Here is a 19,102-nt window from a genome sequence, read left to right as displayed (position 1 = left end):
GCAAATGGAACATGGCATTGCGGACATCCAATATTGCGAAAGGCTGTTTGACTGCTTTTATGACATCGGCAGTACGGAAAACGGCGGGGTAACAAGGCTGGGGTACACGAAACAGGAAGATCAGATGCACGAAATGTTTGCGAAGATCGGCGAGGAACTCCACTGCCAGGTAGAAGTGGACGAGGTGGGAAATACCTACGTGATGAATCAGCCGGACCGGGAGTACTGTCTGATCGGCTCCCATCTGGACTCCGTGATTGAAGGCGGCCGCTACGACGGCGTGGCCGGAATCATCGCGGGTCTGATGATCTTAAAATGGGCGAGGGAGGACGGACTGAAACTGCCCATTCGGGTGGGGGCGTTCCGCTGCGAGGAATCCAGCAACTTCGGGTGCTGCACCATAGGCAGCGGCCTGATCACCAGGGAGATTTACAAGCAGGACATCGGGGGTCTGGCGTCCAAGGAGGGAGAGCTTCTGGAACAGATTTTCCGGAAACGGAACCTGAATCTCCATCCGGCGAGAATTTCCGGCGTGCGCCAGTATGTGGAGCTGCACATCGAGCAGGGAAAGGTGCTGGAGGAGTCGGGAACCTCCGTGGGCATTGTCCAGACCATCGCCGGCCCGAGACGGTTTAAGCTGTACCTGCGGGGCATGGCGGAGCACTCCGGAGCGACGCCCATGGGAATGAGAAACGATGCCATGTGCGCGGCCTCGGAGATCATTCTGGAGCTGGAGCGGATCGGCAACAAGGAGGCGGCTTACCAGTCTGTGGCCACCGTAGGCGTGGTGAACAACTATCCCAACGCCCTGAACGTAATCCCCGGGGAAGTGGAGCTGGGCGTGGACATCCGGGGCATTGAAAACGCCAGCCTGGACCGTATGGAGAAAACCCTGCGGGAGCGGGCGAAACAGATCTGTGAAAAGCGGGGAATCGAATATCTGGAGGAGAAACTCAGCGACATTCCCCCCATCGACATGAGCGCTCAGGTGCAGAACGGGCTGGAACAGGCCGCCAGACGGCTGGGGATCAGCAGCCGCCGGATGGTCAGCGGGGCCGGTCACGACGCCATGTCCTTCGCCGCGATCTGCGATACCGGGATGGTGTTCATCCCCTGTATGAAGGGAATTTCTCACAACCGGAAGGAATTCGCCTCCATTCTCCACATCTGTGACGGAGCCAGGGTGATGTACGAGTATCTGAAAGGAGGAGAGGTATGATTCTGATTAAAGACGGCCGCGTCATTGACCCCAAGTCCGGTACAGACGAAAAGCTGGACATTATCATCAAGGACGGCCTGATCGCGGATATGGGAAAATTCCCCAAGGGCGACGAGTACGAGAAGGTGATCGACGCCAAAGGGAAAATTGTAGCTCCCGGCCTGGTGGACATCCACGTACATTTCCGGGATCCGGGCTACACCTATAAGGAAGACATTGAAAGCGGCGCCCGGGCCGCGGCGGCCGGCGGCTACACCACCGTGGTCTGCATGGCAAACACCAACCCGGTGGTGGACAGCAAAGAGGTGCTGGAGGACTTGATCCGGCGGGAGGAGAGCCTTCCCGTCCAGGTATTCAATACGGCAGCGGTCACGGTGGGGCTTAAAGGCAAAGAACTGACGGACATGGAAACGCTGAAGGCGGCGGGAGCCATTGGTTTCACCGATGACGGAATGCCCATCGGCGACGTGAAACTGGTGCTGGAGGCCATGAAGCAGGCGAGGGAGCTGGGGGTGCCCATCAGTTTCCACGAGGAGGACGCCAACCTGCTGGGAAGCGCCGGTGTCAATGAGGGAGCGGTTTCCCAGGCGGTGGGGGTGGCCGGAGCCTCCAGCCTGGCAGAGGAGACGCTCATAGCCAGAGACTGCCTTCTGGCCAGGAAGACCGGGGCTACGATCAACATCCAGCATATCAGCAGCCGGGTTTCCGTGGAGCTGATCCGGATGATGAAGAAACTGGGAGTCAAGGTGTGGGCGGAGGTGACGCCTCAGCATTTCTCCCTGACGGAGGAGGCTGTGCTGGAACGAGGGGCCCTGGCGAAGGTGAACCCGCCTCTGCGCACGGAGGGAGACCGGTATGCCCTCATTCTGGGGCTGAAGGAGGATGTTATCGACGTGATCGCCACAGATCACGCCCCTCACAGCAGGGAGGAGAAACAGAGGCCCATCGGGGAGGCGCCCAGCGGCATGATCGGTCTGGAGACGGCCCTGGCCCTTGGCGTTACCAACCTGGTCCGGAAAGGCCATATGACCCTGCCCCACCTGTTGGAAAAGATGACGGTAAACCCGGCGAACCTTTACCATCTGGACTGCGGGTCCATCAAAGTGGGCGGCAGGGCGGACCTGGTGGTCTTTGACGAGAGGGAAAAGTGGAAGGTGGAAACATTCCACTCAAAATCGGAGAACTCCCCGTTTACCGGAATGGAATTGTATGGAAAAGTGAAATATACCATCAGCCGGGGCAGAGTGGTATATACAGATGAGGAGGATTGGAATGAATCATAAGTTAATCGGCATTATTTTCGTGATCCTGTATTTGCTGGGCGCAGTGCCCTTTGCGTTTACGGAAGGGGCCCAGGCCTATCTGTTTGGCTGGCTGCCGCTTTCGCTGGCCTACTGGTGGGTGCTGATGATCGTAAATCTGATATTTGTGCTGTGGGTATGCAAGCGGTTTGTGGAGTCCAGCAAAGAGGAGGAAGAAGAATGAATACGGGAATCTTAAGCTTGGGAATTATTATGTTCTACCTGATCGCCATGCTGGTGATCACGGTGTTAAACGGCAGGAAAAAGAAACAGAAAAGCGCGGAGGGCTTTTTCCTGGCCAACCGGGGCGTAAGCTCCGTCCTTCTTCCCCTGACCATGATCGCCGCGATGCAGAGTACCTTTGCCTTTCTCGGCGCGCCGGGGATGTACTACACCCACGGAGTTTCCTACATTGCCATTGTGCTGAGCCAGGTATGGGTGGCCCTGATGGTGGTTTACTTTGGAAATAAGATCCGCAAGCTGGCCATCAAAAACGGCTATATGTCCCTGGGAGATTATTTCCAGGACCGCTATGACAGCAAATACATCAAGGTGTTTGCCTCCTGTGTTTCCGTGCTCATGACCATGGTGTTCCTGGCCATGCAGTACGTGGGAAACGCGAGGGCCATGAGCATTGTCAGCGGAGATGCCATTTCCTACCAGTGGGCAATTCTGGTGTCAGTGATTTTCTCCCTGCTTTACGTGCTGATCGGCGGCGCCGGCGGTGTCGTGCTCTTAGACGCAGTGCAGGCGATCATCCTCCTTTTGGGAATCGTGGTGGCCGCCTGGATTGCCCTGGTTCCCGTGGGAGGGATCCAGGAGCTCTTTCATCAGGTGGCGGAGACGGCTCCGGAGCTGCTCTCCCGGCCCGGCCCAAAAGGTACATACACGGGAAAATACTGGTTCATGCAGTTTATCGTCCTTCCCTTCGGCATCTGGCTCTGTCCCCATGTGTGGATGAAGTCCCTGATGGCAAAGGATGAGAATGCCCTGGCAAAATCCGCCATCAGCATTCCCGTATCCCAGATCCTGATCTACGGCTTTGCCACCCTGTTTATCGGTTTCGCAGGCCATCTGCTGCTGACTCCGGAACAGATCGGGGCGGCGGACAACGTGCTGCCGGTGATGATGACCATTCATTCCAAGTGGTTTATCGCGGCCTTAGTCATGGCGGCGGCCATCGCGGCGGGAATTTCCACCATCAACGCCATGCTGCTGGTATCTTCCCAGATCGTATCCCAGGACCTGATCCTGTTAAACAAGAAGGGCATGATTTCCGAGAAGAAAAATATGCTCCTTTCCCGTACCATTGTGCTGGTGATCGCCGCCGTGTGCGGAGTCATCGCCCTGAACCCGCCGGAGACTCTGGTTCAGATCGTTCAGGACGTGGCCTACACCGGACTGGCGCAGCTGGCTCCCGCCTTTTTGTTAGGACTGTACTGGAAGAAGTGCACCAGGATGGGAGCGGCCTGCGGTATGACGGCGGGAATCGTGATCCTGTTCGCCACGAGAATTTTAAACGTCCAGCCCCTTGGATGGCCTGGATTTATGTGGGGTTTCTTTACAAACATTCTGCTGACGGTGCTGATCTCCCTGGTGACATCCAAGGGGAACGGCGAGCGCGCTTGAGGAGGAGAAGATGGCAAAGATTATATCAAATGAGAGATTGTCAAAGGATTTTTTCCTGATGAAGGTAGAGGAGGAAAATCACGCGGTCATGGGCCAGTTCTATATGCTGCGGGCGTGGGGGGAATACCCCCTGCTCTCCCGGCCCATCAGCGTATTTGACGCCGATGAGCACAGTGTTTCCTTCCTGTATAAGGTAGTGGGAAAGGGCACAGAGATATTTGCCGGGCTGAAGGCCGGAGCGGAGATCAAGCTGGACGGCCCCCACGGAAACGGATTCCCGGAGGCGGAGGGAAAGATCGCCCTGGTAGGGGGAGGCGTGGGCATCGCCCCTCTGTACCTGACGGCGAAAACCTTAAAGAAATTAAATCCCGCCTCGAAGGTGGACATTTATCTGGGATTCAGTGACCAGGCCATCCTGGTGGATTCCTACGAAAAGGTGGCGGATCAGGTGACCTTAAACGTAGGCGGCTTTGTGACAGACGACATTGACCCCCTGCAGTACGACGTCATCATGACCTGCGGACCGGAGATCATGATGAAGGTGCTCTATAAAAAGTGCAGATCCGTGGGAGCGAAGGCGCCTCTGTACGTCTCCATGGAAAACAGGATGGCCTGCGGCATCGGAGCGTGCCTGGTGTGCACGTGCAAAACGACGGCCGGAAACAAAAGGGCCTGCAAGGACGGGCCAGTAATGCTGGGAAGTGAGGTGTTTGGGGATGAGTAAAAGGCTGGAAATCGACTACGCAGGCGTTCATTTTAAAAATCCGGTGGCGCTGGCGTCCGGTACCTGCGGGTTCGGAAAAGAGATGGGAGAATACTTTGACATACAGCGCCTGGGCGGGCTTTGCTCCAAGGGGCTGACCCTTCATCCGAGGGGAGGAAACGACGGGATCCGTGTCTGGGAGACTCCCAGCGGGGTGATGAACAGCGTGGGCCTGGAAAATCCGGGAGTGAAGCACTTTATGGAGTGCGACTGTGACCGGATGAACCGCCTGGACCTGGTAAACATCGTGAACCTGGGCGGCCATTCCATGGAGGACTATCTGGAGGCGGTGGAGCTGTTAAACGGCTGCGACCTGGATCTTTTGGAGTTGAACATCTCCTGTCCCAACGTGAAGGCGGGAGGCATGAACTTCGGCGTAAAGACGGAGATGGCCAGACAGGTGGTCCGGGAGATCCGCAAGGCGTGCCGCCACAAGCTGGTGGTGAAACTCTCCCCCAACGCGGAGGACATCGTGGGGCTGGCCAGGGCCTGCGAGGAGGAGGGAGCCGACGGCGTGTCCCTCACCAACACATTTTTGGCCATGGCCATTGACATCCGCAGAAGAAAACCGGTGTTTGACAATGTTTACGCCGGCCTTTCCGGCCCGGCCATCAAGCCCATCGCCCTGCGCATGGTTCACCAGGTGGCCCACGCGGTGCAGATTCCCGTCATGGGCATCGGCGGGATTTCCACCTGGCAGGACGCCATCGAGTTTATCATGGCAGGGGCCACCGTCATCCAGGTGGGAGCCGCATCGTTTATGAATCCTGCCATTGCCATGGACATCATTGACGGGATGGAGCGCTATCTGGAAGAAAATCACATTGCCAATATTTCGGAGATCAGAGGGATCTTATAGGAGGGGATCAGCCATGTCGAAAGAGATTACATACCGCAGGGAACACGATTCCATCGGGGAGAAGGAAATCCCCAAGGACGCCTATTACGGGGTGCAGACGCTGCGGGCAGCGGAAAACTTTTCCATCACCGGATTAAATATCCATCCGGAATTTATCAACAGTTTCGCCCAGATCAAAAAGGCGGCGGCCATCACCAACTTTGAGGTGGGACAGCTGGACAAAAAGCGGGCGGACGCCATCGTGCAGGCCTGCGACGAGATTATCGCGGGAAATCTCCACGACCAGTTTATCGTGGACCCGATCCAGGGAGGCGCGGGCACGTCCCTGAACATGAACGCCAACGAGGTCATCGCCAACCGGGCCATTGAGATCCTGGGAGGGGAAAAGGGGGACTATACCATTGTCAACCCCAACGACCACGTAAACTACGGCCAGTCCACCAACGACGTGTTTCCCTCCTGCGGAAGGCTGACGACCCTGAAACTGCTGTACAAGGCCCAGGCGGAGCTGGAGCGGCTCTATAAGGCGCTGATGGAAAAGGCCAGCGAGTTCGACCACGTGATCAAAATGGGCAGAACCCAGCTTCAGGACGCGGTGCCCATCCGCCTCGGCCAGGAATTCCACGCCTACGCCACCGCCATCCGCAGGGACATCAACCGGTTTGACCGGGCCAAAGAGGAGATGCGGAGCCTGAATCTGGGCGGGACGGCCATCGGCACGGGCCTCAACGCGGACGTGCAGTATCTGAGACGGGTGGTGAAAAACATTGCCCTCATTTCCGGTCTGGAGCTGGTGCAGGCATACGACCTCATCGACGCCACCCAGAACCTGGACGGATATGTGGCCTGCTCCGGAATCACCAAATCCTGTGCCGTAAATCTGTCCAAAATGTGCAACGACCTGCGTCTTATGTCCTCCGGCCCCAGAACGGGCCTGGGAGAGATCAACCTTCCCGCGAAACAGAACGGCTCCTCCATCATGCCGGGAAAGATCAATCCGGTCATCCCGGAAGTGGTGAACCAGGTGGCCTTCCACGTGATCGGAAACGACATGACGGTGGCCATGGCGGCGGAAGCGGGGCAGCTGGAGTTAAACGCCTTCGAGCCCATTATCTTCTACAAGCTGTTCCAGTCCATTGAGACCATCGCCTGCTCCGTGCGCACCCTGGTGGACAACTGCATTGCCGGGATCACGGCAAATGAGGAGCGCTGCCGGAACATGGTGGAAAACAGCGTGGGAATCATCACCGCCATCTGCCCCTATGTGGGCTACGAGAAGGCGGCGGATATGGCCAAGGAAGCCATCCGCTCCGGAACGCCGGTGAGAGAGCTGGTGATCAAGAGCCAGCTTCTGACCAAGGAGCAGCTGGATGCCATCCTGGACCCGTTTTCCATGACGGAACCGGGCATCTCCGGAATCGAGCAGATGAAGAAGATGGGAGGTCTGTAAGGTGGAATACAGGACGGAACGGGATTCCATGGGAGAGGTCCGGGTGCCCGCTGACCGCTACTGGGGCGCCCAGACCCAGAGGAGCCTGCAAAATTTTGAGATCGGGACGGAAAAGATCCCCAGAGAGGTGATCCGTGCCTTCGCCGTGTTAAAGAAGGCGGCGGCCATCGCCAACAACCGGCTGGGAAAGCTGGATGAGGAGCGGCTGGGATACATCTCCCAGGTGTGTGACGAGATCCTGGAGGGAAAGCTGGAGGGCCATTTCCCGCTGGCAGTCTGGCAGACGGGCAGCGGCACCCAGTCCAACATGAATGTGAACGAGGTGATCGCCAACCGGGGAAATCTCCTGGCGGGAAAGAAACTGCTCCACCCCAACGACCACGTCAATATGTCCCAGAGCTCCAATGACACCTTCCCCACCGCCATGCACATCGCGGCGGTGCTGGAGGTGAGGGAGCGCCTTCTGCCGGAGCTGGACCGCCTGACGGACCGGTTTCGGCAGCTGGAAAAGGACAATGAAGGAATCGTAAAGAGCGGGCGCACCCATCTCCAGGACGCCACTCCCATCCGCTTTTCCCAGGAAATCAGCGGGTGGAGAGGGATGTTGGAAAAGAGCCGTGGGATGATTCTGGCCTCCCTTTCCGGCCTGGAGGAGCTGGCCTTAGGCGGGACGGCGGTGGGCACCGGCTTAAACGCCCCGAAAGGGTTTGACCAGGCCGCGGCAGCGGAGGTTTCCGCCATCACGGGAGCAGAGTTTCGGACGGCGGAAAATAAATTCCACGCCCTGACCAGCAAGGACGCCATCGTCTTTGCCCACGGGGCGCTGAAAGCCCTGGCAGCGGATCTGATGAAAATCGCCAACGACGTCCGCTGGCTGGCCAGCGGCCCCCGGTGCGGCTTAGGAGAGATCACCATTCCGGAAAATGAGCCGGGCAGCTCCATCATGCCGGGAAAAGTAAACCCCACTCAGTGTGAGTCGGTGACCATGGTGGCCGTGCAGGTGATGGGAAACGACAGCGCCATAGGGTTTGCGGCCTCCCAGGGAAATTTTCAGCTGAATGTGTTCATGCCGGTGATCATCTACAATTTCCTCCAGTCTGTGAGCCTGCTGGCGGATTCCATGCGGTCCTTTGAGCTCCACTGCGTGAGGGGGATCCGGGCGAACCGGAAGAAGATGGATGAGAACCTGCGGCGTTCGTTGATGTTAGTGACGGCGCTGGCCCCCTACATCGGATACGACCGCGCGGCAGTCACCGCCAAAAAGGCGTACCAGGAGGACATTTCCCTGAAAGAGGCCTGTGTGGCCCTGGGATTTCTGGATGAGGAAACCTTCGACCAGGTCTTTCATCCGGAACAGATGGCTTAGGAACAAGGGAGGACAAACATGGACGTAAATCAGAAATCATTGGAGCTTCATTATGAATTGGGAGGAAAAATCGAGGTGGTATCCCGGAAACCGGTGGAGACCAGCGAGGATTTATCCCTGCTCTATACCCCCGGTGTGGCAGAGCCCTGCCGCCAGATCGCCGCGGACTACAGCAAGTCGTTTGAGCTGACCCGGCGGAACAACCTGGTGGCGGTCATCACCGACGGAACGGCAGTGCTGGGGCTTGGAGACATCGGGCCGGCGGCGGGAATGCCGGTGATGGAGGGAAAATGCGTGCTCTTTAAGGAGTTCGCGGGAGTGGACGCCTTCCCCATCTGCATTGATTCCAAGGATGTGGACACCCTGGTGCAGACCATTTTCCTGATTTCCAAAAGCTTTGGAGGCATTAATCTGGAGGACATCGCCGCCCCCCGCTGCTTTGAGATCGAACGGCGGTTAAAGGAGCTGTGCGACATCCCGGTCTTTCACGACGACCAGCACGGCACCGCCATTGTGGTGGCCGCGGCCCTGCTAAACGCCATAAAGGTGACCAAAAAGAAGATGGGAGAGCTGCGGATCGTGATCAACGGGGCCGGGGCGGCGGGAATCGCCATCGGAAAGCTGCTGCTTGGTATGGGCTTTGGAAACGTGATCATGTGCGACATTCACGGAATCATCTGCGAGGGAGATGAGGGGCTGAATCCGGGACAGGAGGAGATCTCCCACATCAGCAATCTCCACAGAGAGCACGGAAGTCTGAAGGATGCCATGAAGGGGGCGGACGTCTTTATCGGCGTGTCCCGTCCCGGCCTGGTGACCGGAGAGATGGTAAGCTCCATGAAGGACGGCATCGTCTTTGCCATGGCCAATCCCGTGCCGGAGATCATGCCGGAGGAGGCCCTGGAGGCCGGGGCAGCCGTGGTGGGCACAGGGCGCTCTGACTATCCCAACCAGATCAACAATGTGCTGGTATTTCCGGGCATCTTCAAGGGAGCCCTTTCCGTGAGGGCAAAGGAGATCACGGAGGAGATGAAACGCCAGGCGGCCTACGCCATCGCGGGCATGATCCCGGAGGAGGAGTTGAGCCGGGAGTACATCATTCCGTCTCCCTTAAATAAAAAGGTGGCCGACGTGGTGGCCGGCGCCGTAGCCAGGGCGGCCTGTGAAAACAGGGAGTCCGGGGAACAGAAGTAAAATAGGCGTGAGGGCGCAGGCCTTCGATAGAAAAATGCTGTGAAACATAAGCGTATGCGGCGGGAATCCCTGTGGGAAATGACAGAGGGTTCCCGCCGCATACGCGTTTGCTCTGGTGAAACTGTCGTTCCTATTCCTTCTGACAGCCAGGACAAAACACGCTGCTTCTCCCGCCGATCACCCGGCGGCAGAGCCGTTCTCCGCAAAGGGGACAGGGATCGCCCTCGTGGCCGTAAACCTGAAGGTAAGGGCCGTTTCGGTACTCCTTTCCTTTGGTTTCCAGATATTCCTCCGCCGTAAGCCGGTCTTTCTCGATAAAATAGGAGAGGCGCTCCGGGATGGCCGCCGCCAGCCGTTCCCACTCCCCGGGGCTTAAGTCCCTGGCGGGCCGGGCCGGGTGGATGCGGGCGGCAAAGAGGATCTCGTCGGAGTAGATATTTCCGATGCCGGCGAGGACGCCCTGGTCCATCAGGCATTCCTTCACCGCTTTTTTCCTGGTTCCTAAGCGGGCTTTCAGGTACGGGCCGGAAAGGACGGAGTCAAAGGGCTCCGGCCCCAGTTTCGCGATCCCGCTGAATGCGTCCGTCTCCCCGGCCCGGATCAGCCACAGCCGCCCAAACCGGCGGGTGTCGGAAAACCGCAGCTCCAGGCCGCCGTCCAGATGAAAAACGGCATGGGTGTGCGCTTCCATGGGAAATTCGTTTGGCGCCAGCAGAATGCAGCCGGTCATCCGCAGATGGAGGACGATACGGTCCCCGCTTTCCAGGAGAAACAAAAGGAATTTCCCGCGGCGCTCCATGGCGGAAAAGGTCTGTCCCGCGAGGATTTCAGAGAACGTCTCCGTGGCGGGATGGGCGATCACCTCCGGGCGGTTTACGGTGACGTCCCGGATGGTACGCCCCGTCAGCTGAGGCTCCAGCACCCGTTTCATGGTTTCTACTTCCGGCAGTTCCGGCATGGGATTCTTCCCCCTTTCTGATGTGGGCTCCGCGCGGAGGAAACTGGCTGCTGCCGCAGCCGCGCTCCGGCGCGGGTGTGCGCTATTGTGTACATTTTTTCGCGGATTTTTTGATCTGCTCATGATAGAAATAGTTGACCACCACCGGCGGGGCCTCAAAGGGCCGGTTCATGCTGTCGTCGTTGGTGACGTAGTCCAGGCCCAGCTCTGCGGTGAAGGCCCGCAGCCGGGTATCCAGCGCCTCCCAGTAGGCCCGGTTTCCCCGCCCGTAAATGTCCTGGTACAGGGGAACCAGCTGCGGATGGCGCTCCCGGATATAGTCCAGGATAACGGTTTTGTAGCTCCCCCGCAGGTTCAGGTTTTCCAGCCAGATCAAGTTGCAGTGCTCCTTTGCCCGGCGGATAATGGCCTCCGCGTCGGTGATGCCGGGAAAGATGGGGGAGATAAAGCAGGTAGTGCGGATGCCGGCCCGGTGAAATTCCTCCATGGCCGCCAGCCGCTCCTGGATGGAGGCGGCGTGATCCATGTCCCGGCGGAATTCTTCGTCCAGGGTGTTGATGGACCAGGAGACGCGGGCGTCGGGAAAGCTCTTTATCAGGTCTAAATCCCGCAGGATCAGAGCGCTTTTTGTGGCGATGCTCAGTTTCGCGCCGCTGCCCCTTAGCTGCGTCAGCAGCTCCCTGGTACGCCCGTACTGCTCCTCCTGGGGCAGATAGGGATCGGTGACGGAGCCGATAAACAGCTCTTTTCCCGCGTACCGTTCCGGGCGGCGGATCACCGGCCAGAGCTTCACATCCAGAAAGGTTCCCCAGGGCTCGGTGTGGCCGGTAAACCGTTTCATGAAAGAGGCGTAGCAGTACCGGCAGCCGTGGGTGCAGCCCACGTAAGGGTTGACGGAGTATTCACACACCGGCAGATTGGATTTCGACAGAATGCTCCGCACGGGAATTTGCTTGATCAATGGTTCAGACATAATTTCCTTTCCGGAACGACTTCTGCGCTCCCTGAATGATGGTGTCCTCCGGCCCCACGTGGCCCAGCAGCAGAGGGGAGTCCGGGTCGTGGAGCTTGAAATTCTCCGCGGCCTTCTGAGGATGTTTGTTCGCGTAGCAGTATTTGCAGCCGTTCAGGCAGGTGTCATAGGCGCCGATGTCCCGGCTTTCCATGCAGTGGCAGCCCTCCCGCATTCCCTTGTGTTTCAGGGAGCGGAACTGGATGCCGTTTGCCTGCCCTAATATCTCCAGGGTCATGCAGCCGGAGGAGTGGATGCCGTAAGGGCTGTAGTCCCCGTTGGTGCCGCAGGTCTGAAGGAATATCCCGTGGGACTGAGCGATGGCTCCAAACCCCTTTGCCAGCTCGTCCCGGTCCTGTTCGGTGAGGGGAATCAGCTCCGGCATATGGGTTTCCAGCCGTTTGTACATTTCCACAAAGCTGAAAATGCAGCGGTCGATGTAAGGGGCCAGCTCCGCCGCCATGGTTTCAAAGGTTTCCAGATGGCGCTGGACGGTGTAGGTGTCCGTGAGAAGGACCGGATCGTAGCGCCAGGCGATCCGCTGTTTCCCCACCAGCCGGGAAAACTCCTTTAAAGTGGCCATGCTCTCGCCGGTGGAAGGGACGCCCGGCTCCACATCCGTCCCGTAGGCGGTGATGGTATAGTGGAAATAGGTGGGAAAACGGCTGGTGATCTCCTCCAGCCGCGGCAGAATGGGCCTGTAGTTTTTGGAACAGAACACCACGCAGTCCACCTTCTCCGGCGTCAGCTCGTAGCGGTTGATCTTGTGGGGAAAGAGGGGATTGCGGGTCAGGACATAGCCCTCGCGGAAACGGTTTAACAGCCATGCGGTGTAATACTGGACGGTGTCCGTCCGTCCTCCTGTATTGATGATCATAGAGATTCTCCTTGTATGTGCGCTGGAACAGGGCCAGCTTCCTTTGTTTTTCGTGTGTCCTTAAGGCAGCTCTCCCAACCGCCGCTCCATGGCGCTGGAAAACAGGGTGGTGAGCCGCACCAGCTGGGCGATGTCCTCCCCGGAAAGCTCGCCCATGGCGTCGATTTCCGCCGCGGCGGCAGGGGGGATGATGGTTTCCGCGTAGGCCAGTCCGGCCTCGGTGAAACGGACGATCTTGTTGCGCCGGTCCGTCTCCGATTCGGTGAGGGATACGTAGCCCAGTTTCATAAATTTTTTCATGATGGCGCTGATGGTCTGCCTGGTAGCGGAGAGCCGGGCGCAGATGTCCGACTGCAAACACCCCTCCGGCGCAAACCAAAGGATGTCCAGCACAAACAGCTCCCTGGCCGTCAGCCGGTGTTTTCTGGCGTATAGCTCGTAGGCCGCGAACTGCTGATCCCGTAGCAGGCAGTACCGGTTTACCTGCTCTCGCACGTCTTCTCGTTCCATGGGATTTCCTCCTGTTATGGGAATTTCAAATTGACAGATTTTGGATAGTCAAATATTTGACTATAAGATAACACGAAAGGAAGGGGATGTCAATGGGGATAAAAAAACGGCTACAGGCGCGGCTGCCTGAAACCGTTTCCACGTTCTTCGTTCTTGTTTCATAGGAATGCTCCGCAAGGAGGCACATTTTTTGGGGTTCCCGTCCGGTCAGATTCCCACCACATAGAGCACTGCCTTGGCCACGCCCATGAGCGTCATGACCAGGATGGGGTTCATCTGTACTTTCTGAATGAGCACCACCGCCAGGCCAAAGAGGGCCACCATGATCCAGTCCGTCCCGGAGAGGGAGATGGCGGTTTCGCTGCCCCAGAAGGCGGTGATGAGGATGGAAATGCCCGCGGAGGCAATCATGGCCACCACCGCTGGCCGCAGGGAGTTTAACACGCCCTGGAGCAGGGACATATTCCGGTACTTCAAATAGAGTTTCGCGATCAGGGTGACGATGACGCAGGAGGGCAGGATGCAGCCAAAGGTGGCCAGAAGGGCGCCGGGAACGCCTGCGATCTTGATGCCCACAAAGGTGGCGGAGTTGACGGCAATGGGACCTGGGGTCATCTGGGAAATGGTGATCAGGTCCGTAAACTCCGACATACTGAGCCAGGAGTGGAGCTCCGTCACCTGCTCCTGGATCAGGGGCATGGCAGCGTATCCGCCTCCGAAACTAAACAGTCCGATCTGTAAAAAGCTGAGAAACAGCTGGAAGTAAATCATGAGTGGGCCTCCTTCTTATTATGGAAACAGGTGCGGATCAGCCCGATGAGGCCGCAGACAATGACCACGTAGATCACGCTGACTCCGGCGGTGCAGGCGATGAAGGCACCGATGAGAATGAGAATGGACATGGGATTTTTCCCGTGGTAGATGCCGCGGCCCATCTCAAAGACCACAGAGGCGATCACGGCTCCCACTCCGGCCTGCATTCCCGCCAACACCTGGCTGACAATCACGTTGTCCCGCACGGCAGTGTAGACAAAGGAAATGAGAGAAATGATCACAAAGGGCGGCAGAATGGTGGCGGTGATGGCGGTGATGGCCCCCACAAGGCCCGCCAGCTTGTATCCCACCACAATGGCCCCGTTGACGGCGATGGCCCCCGGAGCGGATTGGGCGATGGCCACCAGGTCCAGCATTTCATCTTCGTCGATCCAGTGATACTGATCCACGAATTTCTTCTTCATCAGGGTGACGATCACGTATCCTCCTCCAAAGGTAAAGGCGCTGAGATACAGGGTGGAGAAGAACAGCTTGATCAGCACTTGTTTTTTGTTTTCCATAAGTTACTTACCTCCTCTGTGCCTCATTATAGTAACGGTTGAAATATATGTAAAATAGTATTATTATATAAGAAATATAATAAATTCATTATATATTAAGGAGGTAAACAATGACCCTTCGCCATATGCGGATTTTTGTGGCCGTATTTCAGAACGGAAGCGTGACAAAGGCATCCAAGGAGCTCCATCTGGCCCAGCCTTCTGTGAGCCTGGCCATCCGGGAACTGGAGGATTACTACGGGGTCTGCCTGTTTGAGCGGATCGGGCGGACCATTTCCCCCACAGACTGCGGCCGGGAATTTTACCGGTATGCCGTTCACATCGACGGGATGTTTGACGAGATGGAAAAACGCATCCGCGACTGGGACGCCATCGGCACCCTGCGCATCGGCTCCAGCATCGCCATCGGCACCCACATTCTCCCCACCCTGCTGGTCCGCCTAAAAAACCTGTATCCGGAGCTGGTGGTAAAAACGGTGGTGAACAGCTCCCGGATGGTGGAGCAGGAGCTGGCGGACAACCTGGTGGACATCGGCCTCATTGAAAATGTGCCGGAGCTGGAGGGCATCGTGGCGGAGCAGTTTATGGATGATGAGCTCTGCGCCATCGCGCCGGTGGGGCACCCTTTGACCAGGGAAGGGCAGGTCCAGCTGGCCCAGCTGGTTCAGTACCCCATTTTAATGAGGGAAAAGGGGAGCGCCGGCCGGGACATTATGGATGCCTACTTTGCCATGAGCCAGCTGCGGTTTTCCCCAGCCTGGGAGAGCACCAGCAGCCAGGCCATCGTCCGGGGGGTGGAGAAGGGGCTGGGAGTGGCGATCCTCCCTTACCTTTTGGTGCGGGACAGCCTGGAACGGGGAGAAATCGCCAGAATTCCTCTCCACACCCCCATCTGGCACGGCCTAAACATCGTCTACCACAAAAGCAAGTACCTGACGTCCAATATGAAGGCCTTCATGGCCATTGCCAGGGAGTATGGGGAGGAGCAGGGGGAAAGGAAATAAAAGGGGATTTCTACCATTCCATTTTTACATACGTGGCCTCCATTTCGTTATTTTACATCCCATAAGCGCCCCTGATAAAATAGAGTCAACAAAGCAAAAACCGGTTTACAGCTTGCAGCACAGTTGATTTCATATTTTACAGGAGGAAAACTATGGGAGAGGGTATGAAAAAACTATTCGACATTCAGGGCACGGCAGTGCCTCAGTTTCTGGTCATGTTTGTATTTGTAATGCTGGGGATGTACACAGGCGTTCTGGGAACGGACGTGCTGTCCACCATCGCTCTGTTGCTGGCGATGGGAGGTTTGCTGTTTGAAATCGGAAACCGGATTCCCGTGTTCAACAAATGGGTGGGCGGCGGAAGTATGCTGGCCATGATGGTCCCGTCCTACATGGTGTACAGAGGCTGGATCCCCCAGCCCTATGTAGACGCGGTGGCCAACTTTTACGACGGCATCAGTTTCCAGACTATGTTTATCTGCTTTTTGATGGCAGGCAGCCTGTTGATCATTGACAGCAAGGCCCTGGTGCGCAGCGTCACCCGGTACATTCCTACCATTCTGGCCGGCGTGGCGGGAGCGGCTGTTTTCGGAGTGATTGGCGGCGTAGTCATGGGGTACACTCCGGCGGATCTGATCTGCAACTACGTCCTTCCCATTATGGGCGGCGGAAACGGAGCGGGGGCTGTACCCATGAGCCAGATCTTTGAGCAGGTGACCGGAATGGGAAAGGACAGCTATTACGCCAAAGCCATTGCCATCCTGACCTTTGCCAACATCCTCTGCATCGTGTTCGGAGCTCTCTTAAACGGCCTTGGCAAGCAGATGCCGAAACTTACCGGGGACGGGAGCACGCTGATGCGGGATACATCCAAAACCATATCCGGAGATAAGAAGGCAGAACTGCCGAAAGCTACGCTGAAGGACTGTGGAAACGGCTTTCTCTGGGTGGGTGCCATCTATGCGGCTGCCTGTCTGATCGGACCGGTATTTCCTAAAATCTGCGGGGCGCAGATCCACGAGTACGCGTGGTTCGTTCTTCTGCTGGTCATCTTAAATGTGACGGGAGCGGTACCGCTCAGCGTCCGCGCGGGAATCAAGACGGTGACGGATATGTTTACCAGGCACTGGGCCGGAGTGGTATTCGCCGGCATTGGAATTGCCCTCACAGATTTCGCGGAGTTTGTCAGCGTGATCAACATAGATACCCTGATAATCTGTCTGGCAACGGTAATTGGAGCCATCCTGGCCACGGCTCTGGCAGGCTACGTATTTGGCTTTTATCCCATTGACGCGGCTATTACCGCAGGCCTTTGTATGGCAAACCGCGGAGGCGGCGGGGATGTGGTGGTTCTGGGAGCTGCCAACCGCATGGAGCTGATGAGCTACGCCGCCATTTCCTCCCGAATCGGAGGAGCGATCGTGCTGGTCATCGCCAGCGTGGTATTTGGAATCTTGTATTAACCGGTAATTGAATCAATAGGAGAGAGGGATGGATATGAATGAATTGGAACGGGTCCGCACCCAGGCAGTAGGGCTTTCCGTGGGACAGGAGATGCTGGAGCTGTTTTCAGCGGGCCGGGAGGAGGAGCTTTACCTGCCCGGCCGGGAGGGAGACATCCACGTATTTGCTTACTGGCCAAAGGAAGAACGGGAGCTGTATCCGGTGTTTATCAATCTCCACGGAGGCGGGTTTGTAAAAGGGCACAGGGAACAGGACGTGGTATTCTGCCGGAACCTCTGCCAGAATGCGGGAGCGGTGATCTTTGATGTGGATTATCACACCGCTCCGGAGAAAAAGTACCCCTACGCTCTCCACGAGGTCTATGACGCCATTCGGTATCTGTGGGATCACGCGGAGGAGATGCGCCTGGACCGCCGGTTTGTGGCTGGCGGGCACAGCGCCGGAGGCAACCTGGCCCTGGGGGCGGCGATTTTGGCCGGCAGGGACGGCGGGTTTGAGCTGTCAGGGATTATCTGCGACTATCCGCCGGTGGATTTGTTTAAGGATCCGGGGAAAAAGCGGTACGCGGACCGTCCGGATGTGCGTCCGCCTCTGAAGGATCAGCGGATGTATATGGACTGGTATATTGATCCCGAGCGGAGAAAGGAGAGCACGGCATCTCCGGTATATGCCAGCGACGAGGAGCTGTCCAAGCTGCCCCCCACTCTGATTATCACAGCGGAGGTGGATGTGCTGGGAGAGGAGGCGGAGTTTTTCGCCTTCCGTCTCATCGAAGCGGGGGTTACGGTCACTGCCAGACAGGTAAAGGGGGCGGATCACGGGTTTGTGGTTCGCAGACGTCCCGGTTTTGAGGAGGCAGAACGGCTGATTTTCGGATTTTTAAGAGAAACCTGGAGGGAGGACGATCCCCGGGCTTAGCGGATACAAAAGGGCGCTTGCTTTGGCGCTCTTTTTCCGCTGTAGGAAATTGCGTCTCCCGCGGCACAAAACTTTTCGGCGGATGATACCGTGCGCGGAAGAACCGGCTGCCGCAGCGCTCCGGCATGGGCGAGACCGGAGACGCCGGCGGCCTGCCATACTATGAGATCCCCCATGGGGAAAAGGAGGATTGCCATGAAAGACACGGACTGGAGAATTCTGCATGAGCTGTACCACTACCGGAACATCACAAAGGCGGCATCAGCCCTTTACATCACCCAGCCGGCGTTGACCAAGCGCATTCAGATCATGGAACAGGAATTTGGGGTGCAGATCGTCATGCGGGGAAAATACGGCGTTATTTTCACCTCGGCGGGAGAGTACCTGGCAAAGTGCGCCGAGAAACAGGTGCAGTTTATGGATGAGATCCGCCATAAGCTGGACTACCTGCAAAACAGTCAAAAGGGAACGCTCATCGTGGGCACTTCCTACTCGTTCAGCCGGTTTCAGCTGCCGGTGCTGTTAAAACAGTACCGAAAGCTGTTTCCCGAGGTGGAGATCGAAATGGTGTGCGTAAAAAGCAACAAGCTGGCCCATATGGTGGAGGTGGGGCAGGTGGACGTGGCCTTTGTGCGGGGAGAGTACGAGGGGGAGGCGGAGCGGATGAAACTGAGCGATGAAATCGGGTATGTGCTCTGCCGGGAACCGGTGGATTTAAAACGGCTGCCGGAGCTGGGGCAGATCGCCTACGACATCGGAACCTCCAGCCAGCAGCGGATTGAGGAGTGGTGGAACCTGCACTATGACCGGCCTGCGCGGATCACTATGACCACGTCCTTTATAGACAGTGCCTGGCAGATGGTCCGGGAAGGATTGGGGTACACCATCTGTTTCTTGTCAGAGGAGATGGTGGAAGGGCTGGAGCTCTGGAGATGTCCTATGCTGGATGGACAGGGCCAGGCAGTCCGCCGAGCCACCTATTTTCTGTACCAGGATGTGGACGGCGCCGCGGACTATGTGAAAGGATTCGTACAGATGGTAGGAGACGGCATTTTTCCTCTGGACGGGAAAGGAATGAGGGATTCGGCCCTGTAGGTTTGGCTGGGAGGAGATTCGTTTTGTGGTACACGACAAACGCACGAATGAACAAATTATGAACATCCGTCTTTTTTCTGGTATACTAAAAGAAAAAAGGATGGGATGTTATGAAAGAAGTGTTAGATTTTGTAAGTACGGTGACGGAT

Annotated in this window: 19 protein-coding genes; 13 read left to right on the top strand and 6 right to left on the bottom strand. The window is 57.2% G+C overall.

Annotated elements, in window-relative coordinates; genetic code table 11:
- Positions 1 to 4 precede the first annotated feature (4 nt).
- Genes B5E84_RS07440 through B5E84_RS07400 form a run of 9 tightly spaced genes read left to right on the top strand, consistent with a single transcriptional unit; the run spans position 5 to position 9,781 of the window.
- Positions 5 to 1,219: a hydantoinase/carbamoylase family amidase gene (locus B5E84_RS07440; RefSeq protein ID WP_087221352.1), complete on the top strand. Its 1,215-nt coding sequence runs from the start codon at positions 5 to 7 to the stop codon at positions 1,217 to 1,219.
- The gene (locus B5E84_RS07435; RefSeq protein WP_087221350.1) at positions 1,216 to 2,502 is read left to right on the top strand and encodes a dihydroorotase; all 1,287 of its coding nucleotides are present in this window, start codon (positions 1,216 to 1,218) and stop codon (positions 2,500 to 2,502) included. Before B5E84_RS07440 ends, B5E84_RS07435 begins: the two co-directional genes overlap by 4 nt.
- On the top strand, positions 2,492 to 2,704 hold the full coding sequence (locus B5E84_RS07430) for a hypothetical protein (protein ID WP_087221347.1): 213 nt from the start codon (positions 2,492 to 2,494) through the stop codon (positions 2,702 to 2,704). The genes B5E84_RS07435 and B5E84_RS07430 overlap by 11 nt, the downstream gene beginning before the upstream one ends.
- Positions 2,701 to 4,149: a sodium:solute symporter family protein gene (locus B5E84_RS07425; RefSeq protein WP_087221344.1), complete on the top strand. Its 1,449-nt coding sequence runs from the start codon at positions 2,701 to 2,703 to the stop codon at positions 4,147 to 4,149. The genes B5E84_RS07430 and B5E84_RS07425 overlap by 4 nt, the downstream gene beginning before the upstream one ends.
- A gap of 10 nt (positions 4,150 to 4,159) precedes the next feature.
- On the top strand, positions 4,160 to 4,873 hold the full coding sequence (locus tag B5E84_RS07420) for a dihydroorotate dehydrogenase electron transfer subunit (protein ID WP_087221341.1): 714 nt from the start codon (positions 4,160 to 4,162) through the stop codon (positions 4,871 to 4,873).
- Positions 4,866 to 5,771 (top strand): dihydroorotate dehydrogenase, encoded by a 906-nt coding sequence (locus tag B5E84_RS07415; protein WP_087221338.1) that lies wholly within the window; start codon positions 4,866 to 4,868, stop codon positions 5,769 to 5,771. The genes B5E84_RS07420 and B5E84_RS07415 overlap by 8 nt, the downstream gene beginning before the upstream one ends.
- Before the next feature lie 13 nt (positions 5,772 to 5,784).
- Positions 5,785 to 7,221: an aspartate ammonia-lyase gene (gene aspA / locus B5E84_RS07410; protein WP_087221335.1), complete on the top strand. Its 1,437-nt coding sequence runs from the start codon at positions 5,785 to 5,787 to the stop codon at positions 7,219 to 7,221.
- A gap of 1 nt (position 7,222) precedes the next feature.
- Positions 7,223 to 8,587: a class II fumarate hydratase gene (gene fumC / locus B5E84_RS07405; protein ID WP_087221332.1), complete on the top strand. Its 1,365-nt coding sequence runs from the start codon at positions 7,223 to 7,225 to the stop codon at positions 8,585 to 8,587.
- An 18-nt stretch (positions 8,588 to 8,605) separates the two neighbouring features.
- Entirely contained in the window at positions 8,606 to 9,781 is a 1,176-nt protein-coding gene (locus B5E84_RS07400; protein ID WP_087221329.1) for an NAD(P)-dependent malic enzyme, read from the top strand.
- A 130-nt stretch (positions 9,782 to 9,911) separates the two neighbouring features.
- Here the strand turns inward: B5E84_RS07400 and mutM are convergent, their stop codons facing one another.
- The 6 genes from mutM to B5E84_RS07370 form a co-directional block, all read right to left on the bottom strand.
- Positions 9,912 to 10,739, bottom strand: coding sequence for a bifunctional DNA-formamidopyrimidine glycosylase/DNA-(apurinic or apyrimidinic site) lyase (gene mutM / locus B5E84_RS07395; protein WP_087221326.1), 828 nt, complete (start codon positions 10,737 to 10,739; stop codon positions 9,912 to 9,914).
- 82 nt (positions 10,740 to 10,821) lie between these two features.
- Complete coding sequence (locus tag B5E84_RS07390) at positions 10,822 to 11,712, bottom strand: radical SAM mobile pair protein B (protein ID WP_087221323.1); 891 nt, start codon at positions 11,710 to 11,712, stop codon at positions 10,822 to 10,824.
- Positions 11,705 to 12,628, bottom strand: coding sequence for a DUF1848 domain-containing protein (locus B5E84_RS07385; RefSeq protein ID WP_087221321.1), 924 nt, complete (start codon positions 12,626 to 12,628; stop codon positions 11,705 to 11,707). Before B5E84_RS07385 ends, B5E84_RS07390 begins: the two co-directional genes overlap by 8 nt.
- A gap of 60 nt (positions 12,629 to 12,688) precedes the next feature.
- Positions 12,689 to 13,138: a MarR family winged helix-turn-helix transcriptional regulator gene (locus B5E84_RS07380; RefSeq protein ID WP_087221318.1), complete on the bottom strand. Its 450-nt coding sequence runs from the start codon at positions 13,136 to 13,138 to the stop codon at positions 12,689 to 12,691.
- 207 nt (positions 13,139 to 13,345) lie between these two features.
- Positions 13,346 to 13,909 carry a chromate transporter gene (locus B5E84_RS07375; RefSeq protein ID WP_087221315.1) on the bottom strand — a complete coding sequence of 188 codons (564 nt, stop codon included), beginning with the start codon at positions 13,907 to 13,909 and terminating at the stop codon, positions 13,346 to 13,348.
- Positions 13,906 to 14,472 carry a chromate transporter gene (locus B5E84_RS07370; RefSeq protein ID WP_087221312.1) on the bottom strand — a complete coding sequence of 189 codons (567 nt, stop codon included), beginning with the start codon at positions 14,470 to 14,472 and terminating at the stop codon, positions 13,906 to 13,908. The genes B5E84_RS07375 and B5E84_RS07370 overlap by 4 nt, the downstream gene beginning before the upstream one ends.
- Before the next feature lie 110 nt (positions 14,473 to 14,582).
- Here B5E84_RS07370 and B5E84_RS07365 point away from each other — a divergent pair, with 110 nt between their 5' ends.
- The 4 genes from B5E84_RS07365 to B5E84_RS07350 all read left to right on the top strand — a co-directional run bounded on the left by B5E84_RS07365 (position 14,583) and on the right by B5E84_RS07350 (position 18,953).
- The gene (locus tag B5E84_RS07365; protein WP_087221309.1) at positions 14,583 to 15,476 is read left to right on the top strand and encodes a LysR family transcriptional regulator; all 894 of its coding nucleotides are present in this window, start codon (positions 14,583 to 14,585) and stop codon (positions 15,474 to 15,476) included.
- A 152-nt stretch (positions 15,477 to 15,628) separates the two neighbouring features.
- On the top strand, positions 15,629 to 16,939 hold the full coding sequence (locus B5E84_RS07360) for a 2-hydroxycarboxylate transporter family protein (RefSeq protein ID WP_087221306.1): 1,311 nt from the start codon (positions 15,629 to 15,631) through the stop codon (positions 16,937 to 16,939).
- Between the two features lie 34 nt (positions 16,940 to 16,973).
- A complete protein-coding gene (locus B5E84_RS07355; protein WP_162612823.1) occupies positions 16,974 to 17,858 on the top strand; it encodes an alpha/beta hydrolase in 885 nt (294 codons plus the stop codon).
- 195 nt (positions 17,859 to 18,053) lie between these two features.
- Complete coding sequence (locus tag B5E84_RS07350) at positions 18,054 to 18,953, top strand: LysR family transcriptional regulator (protein WP_162612822.1); 900 nt, start codon at positions 18,054 to 18,056, stop codon at positions 18,951 to 18,953.
- Positions 18,954 to 19,102 lie beyond the last annotated feature (149 nt).

Source organism: Lachnoclostridium sp. An14 (genome assembly GCF_002160755.1).
GTDB lineage: Bacteria > Bacillota > Clostridia > Lachnospirales > Lachnospiraceae > Lachnoclostridium_A.
The sequence above is the reverse complement of the archived record's forward strand: the minus strand, read 5'-3'. Positions and strand labels throughout refer to the sequence as shown.

Bases quoted from the DNA above. Each gene is read 5' to 3' on its own strand.
- B5E84_RS07350 (WP_162612822.1), top strand. From the start codon at position 18,054: ATGAAAGACACGGACTGGAGAATTCTGCATGAGCTGTACCACTACCGG.
- B5E84_RS07430 (WP_087221347.1), top strand. From the start codon at position 2,492: ATGAATCATAAGTTAATCGGCATTATTTTCGTGATCCTGTATTTGCTG.
- B5E84_RS07400 (WP_087221329.1), top strand. From the start codon at position 8,606: ATGGACGTAAATCAGAAATCATTGGAGCTTCATTATGAATTGGGAGGA.
- B5E84_RS07385 (WP_087221321.1), bottom strand. From the start codon at position 12,628: ATGATCATCAATACAGGAGGACGGACGGACACCGTCCAGTATTACACC.
- B5E84_RS07415 (WP_087221338.1), top strand. From the start codon at position 4,866: ATGAGTAAAAGGCTGGAAATCGACTACGCAGGCGTTCATTTTAAAAAT.
- B5E84_RS07380 (WP_087221318.1), bottom strand. From the start codon at position 13,138: ATGGAACGAGAAGACGTGCGAGAGCAGGTAAACCGGTACTGCCTGCTA.
- B5E84_RS07435 (WP_087221350.1), top strand. From the start codon at position 1,216: ATGATTCTGATTAAAGACGGCCGCGTCATTGACCCCAAGTCCGGTACA.
- B5E84_RS07375 (WP_087221315.1), bottom strand. From the start codon at position 13,909: ATGATTTACTTCCAGCTGTTTCTCAGCTTTTTACAGATCGGACTGTTT.
- B5E84_RS07440 (WP_087221352.1), top strand. From the start codon at position 5: ATGGAACATGGCATTGCGGACATCCAATATTGCGAAAGGCTGTTTGAC.
- B5E84_RS07355 (WP_162612823.1), top strand. From the start codon at position 16,974: ATGAATGAATTGGAACGGGTCCGCACCCAGGCAGTAGGGCTTTCCGTG.
- mutM (WP_087221326.1), bottom strand. From the start codon at position 10,739: ATGCCGGAACTGCCGGAAGTAGAAACCATGAAACGGGTGCTGGAGCCT.
- B5E84_RS07425 (WP_087221344.1), top strand. From the start codon at position 2,701: ATGAATACGGGAATCTTAAGCTTGGGAATTATTATGTTCTACCTGATC.
- B5E84_RS07370 (WP_087221312.1), bottom strand. From the start codon at position 14,472: ATGGAAAACAAAAAACAAGTGCTGATCAAGCTGTTCTTCTCCACCCTG.
- B5E84_RS07420 (WP_087221341.1), top strand. From the start codon at position 4,160: ATGGCAAAGATTATATCAAATGAGAGATTGTCAAAGGATTTTTTCCTG.
- B5E84_RS07365 (WP_087221309.1), top strand. From the start codon at position 14,583: ATGACCCTTCGCCATATGCGGATTTTTGTGGCCGTATTTCAGAACGGA.
- B5E84_RS07360 (WP_087221306.1), top strand. From the start codon at position 15,629: ATGGGAGAGGGTATGAAAAAACTATTCGACATTCAGGGCACGGCAGTG.
- aspA (WP_087221335.1), top strand. From the start codon at position 5,785: ATGTCGAAAGAGATTACATACCGCAGGGAACACGATTCCATCGGGGAG.
- B5E84_RS07390 (WP_087221323.1), bottom strand. From the start codon at position 11,712: ATGTCTGAACCATTGATCAAGCAAATTCCCGTGCGGAGCATTCTGTCG.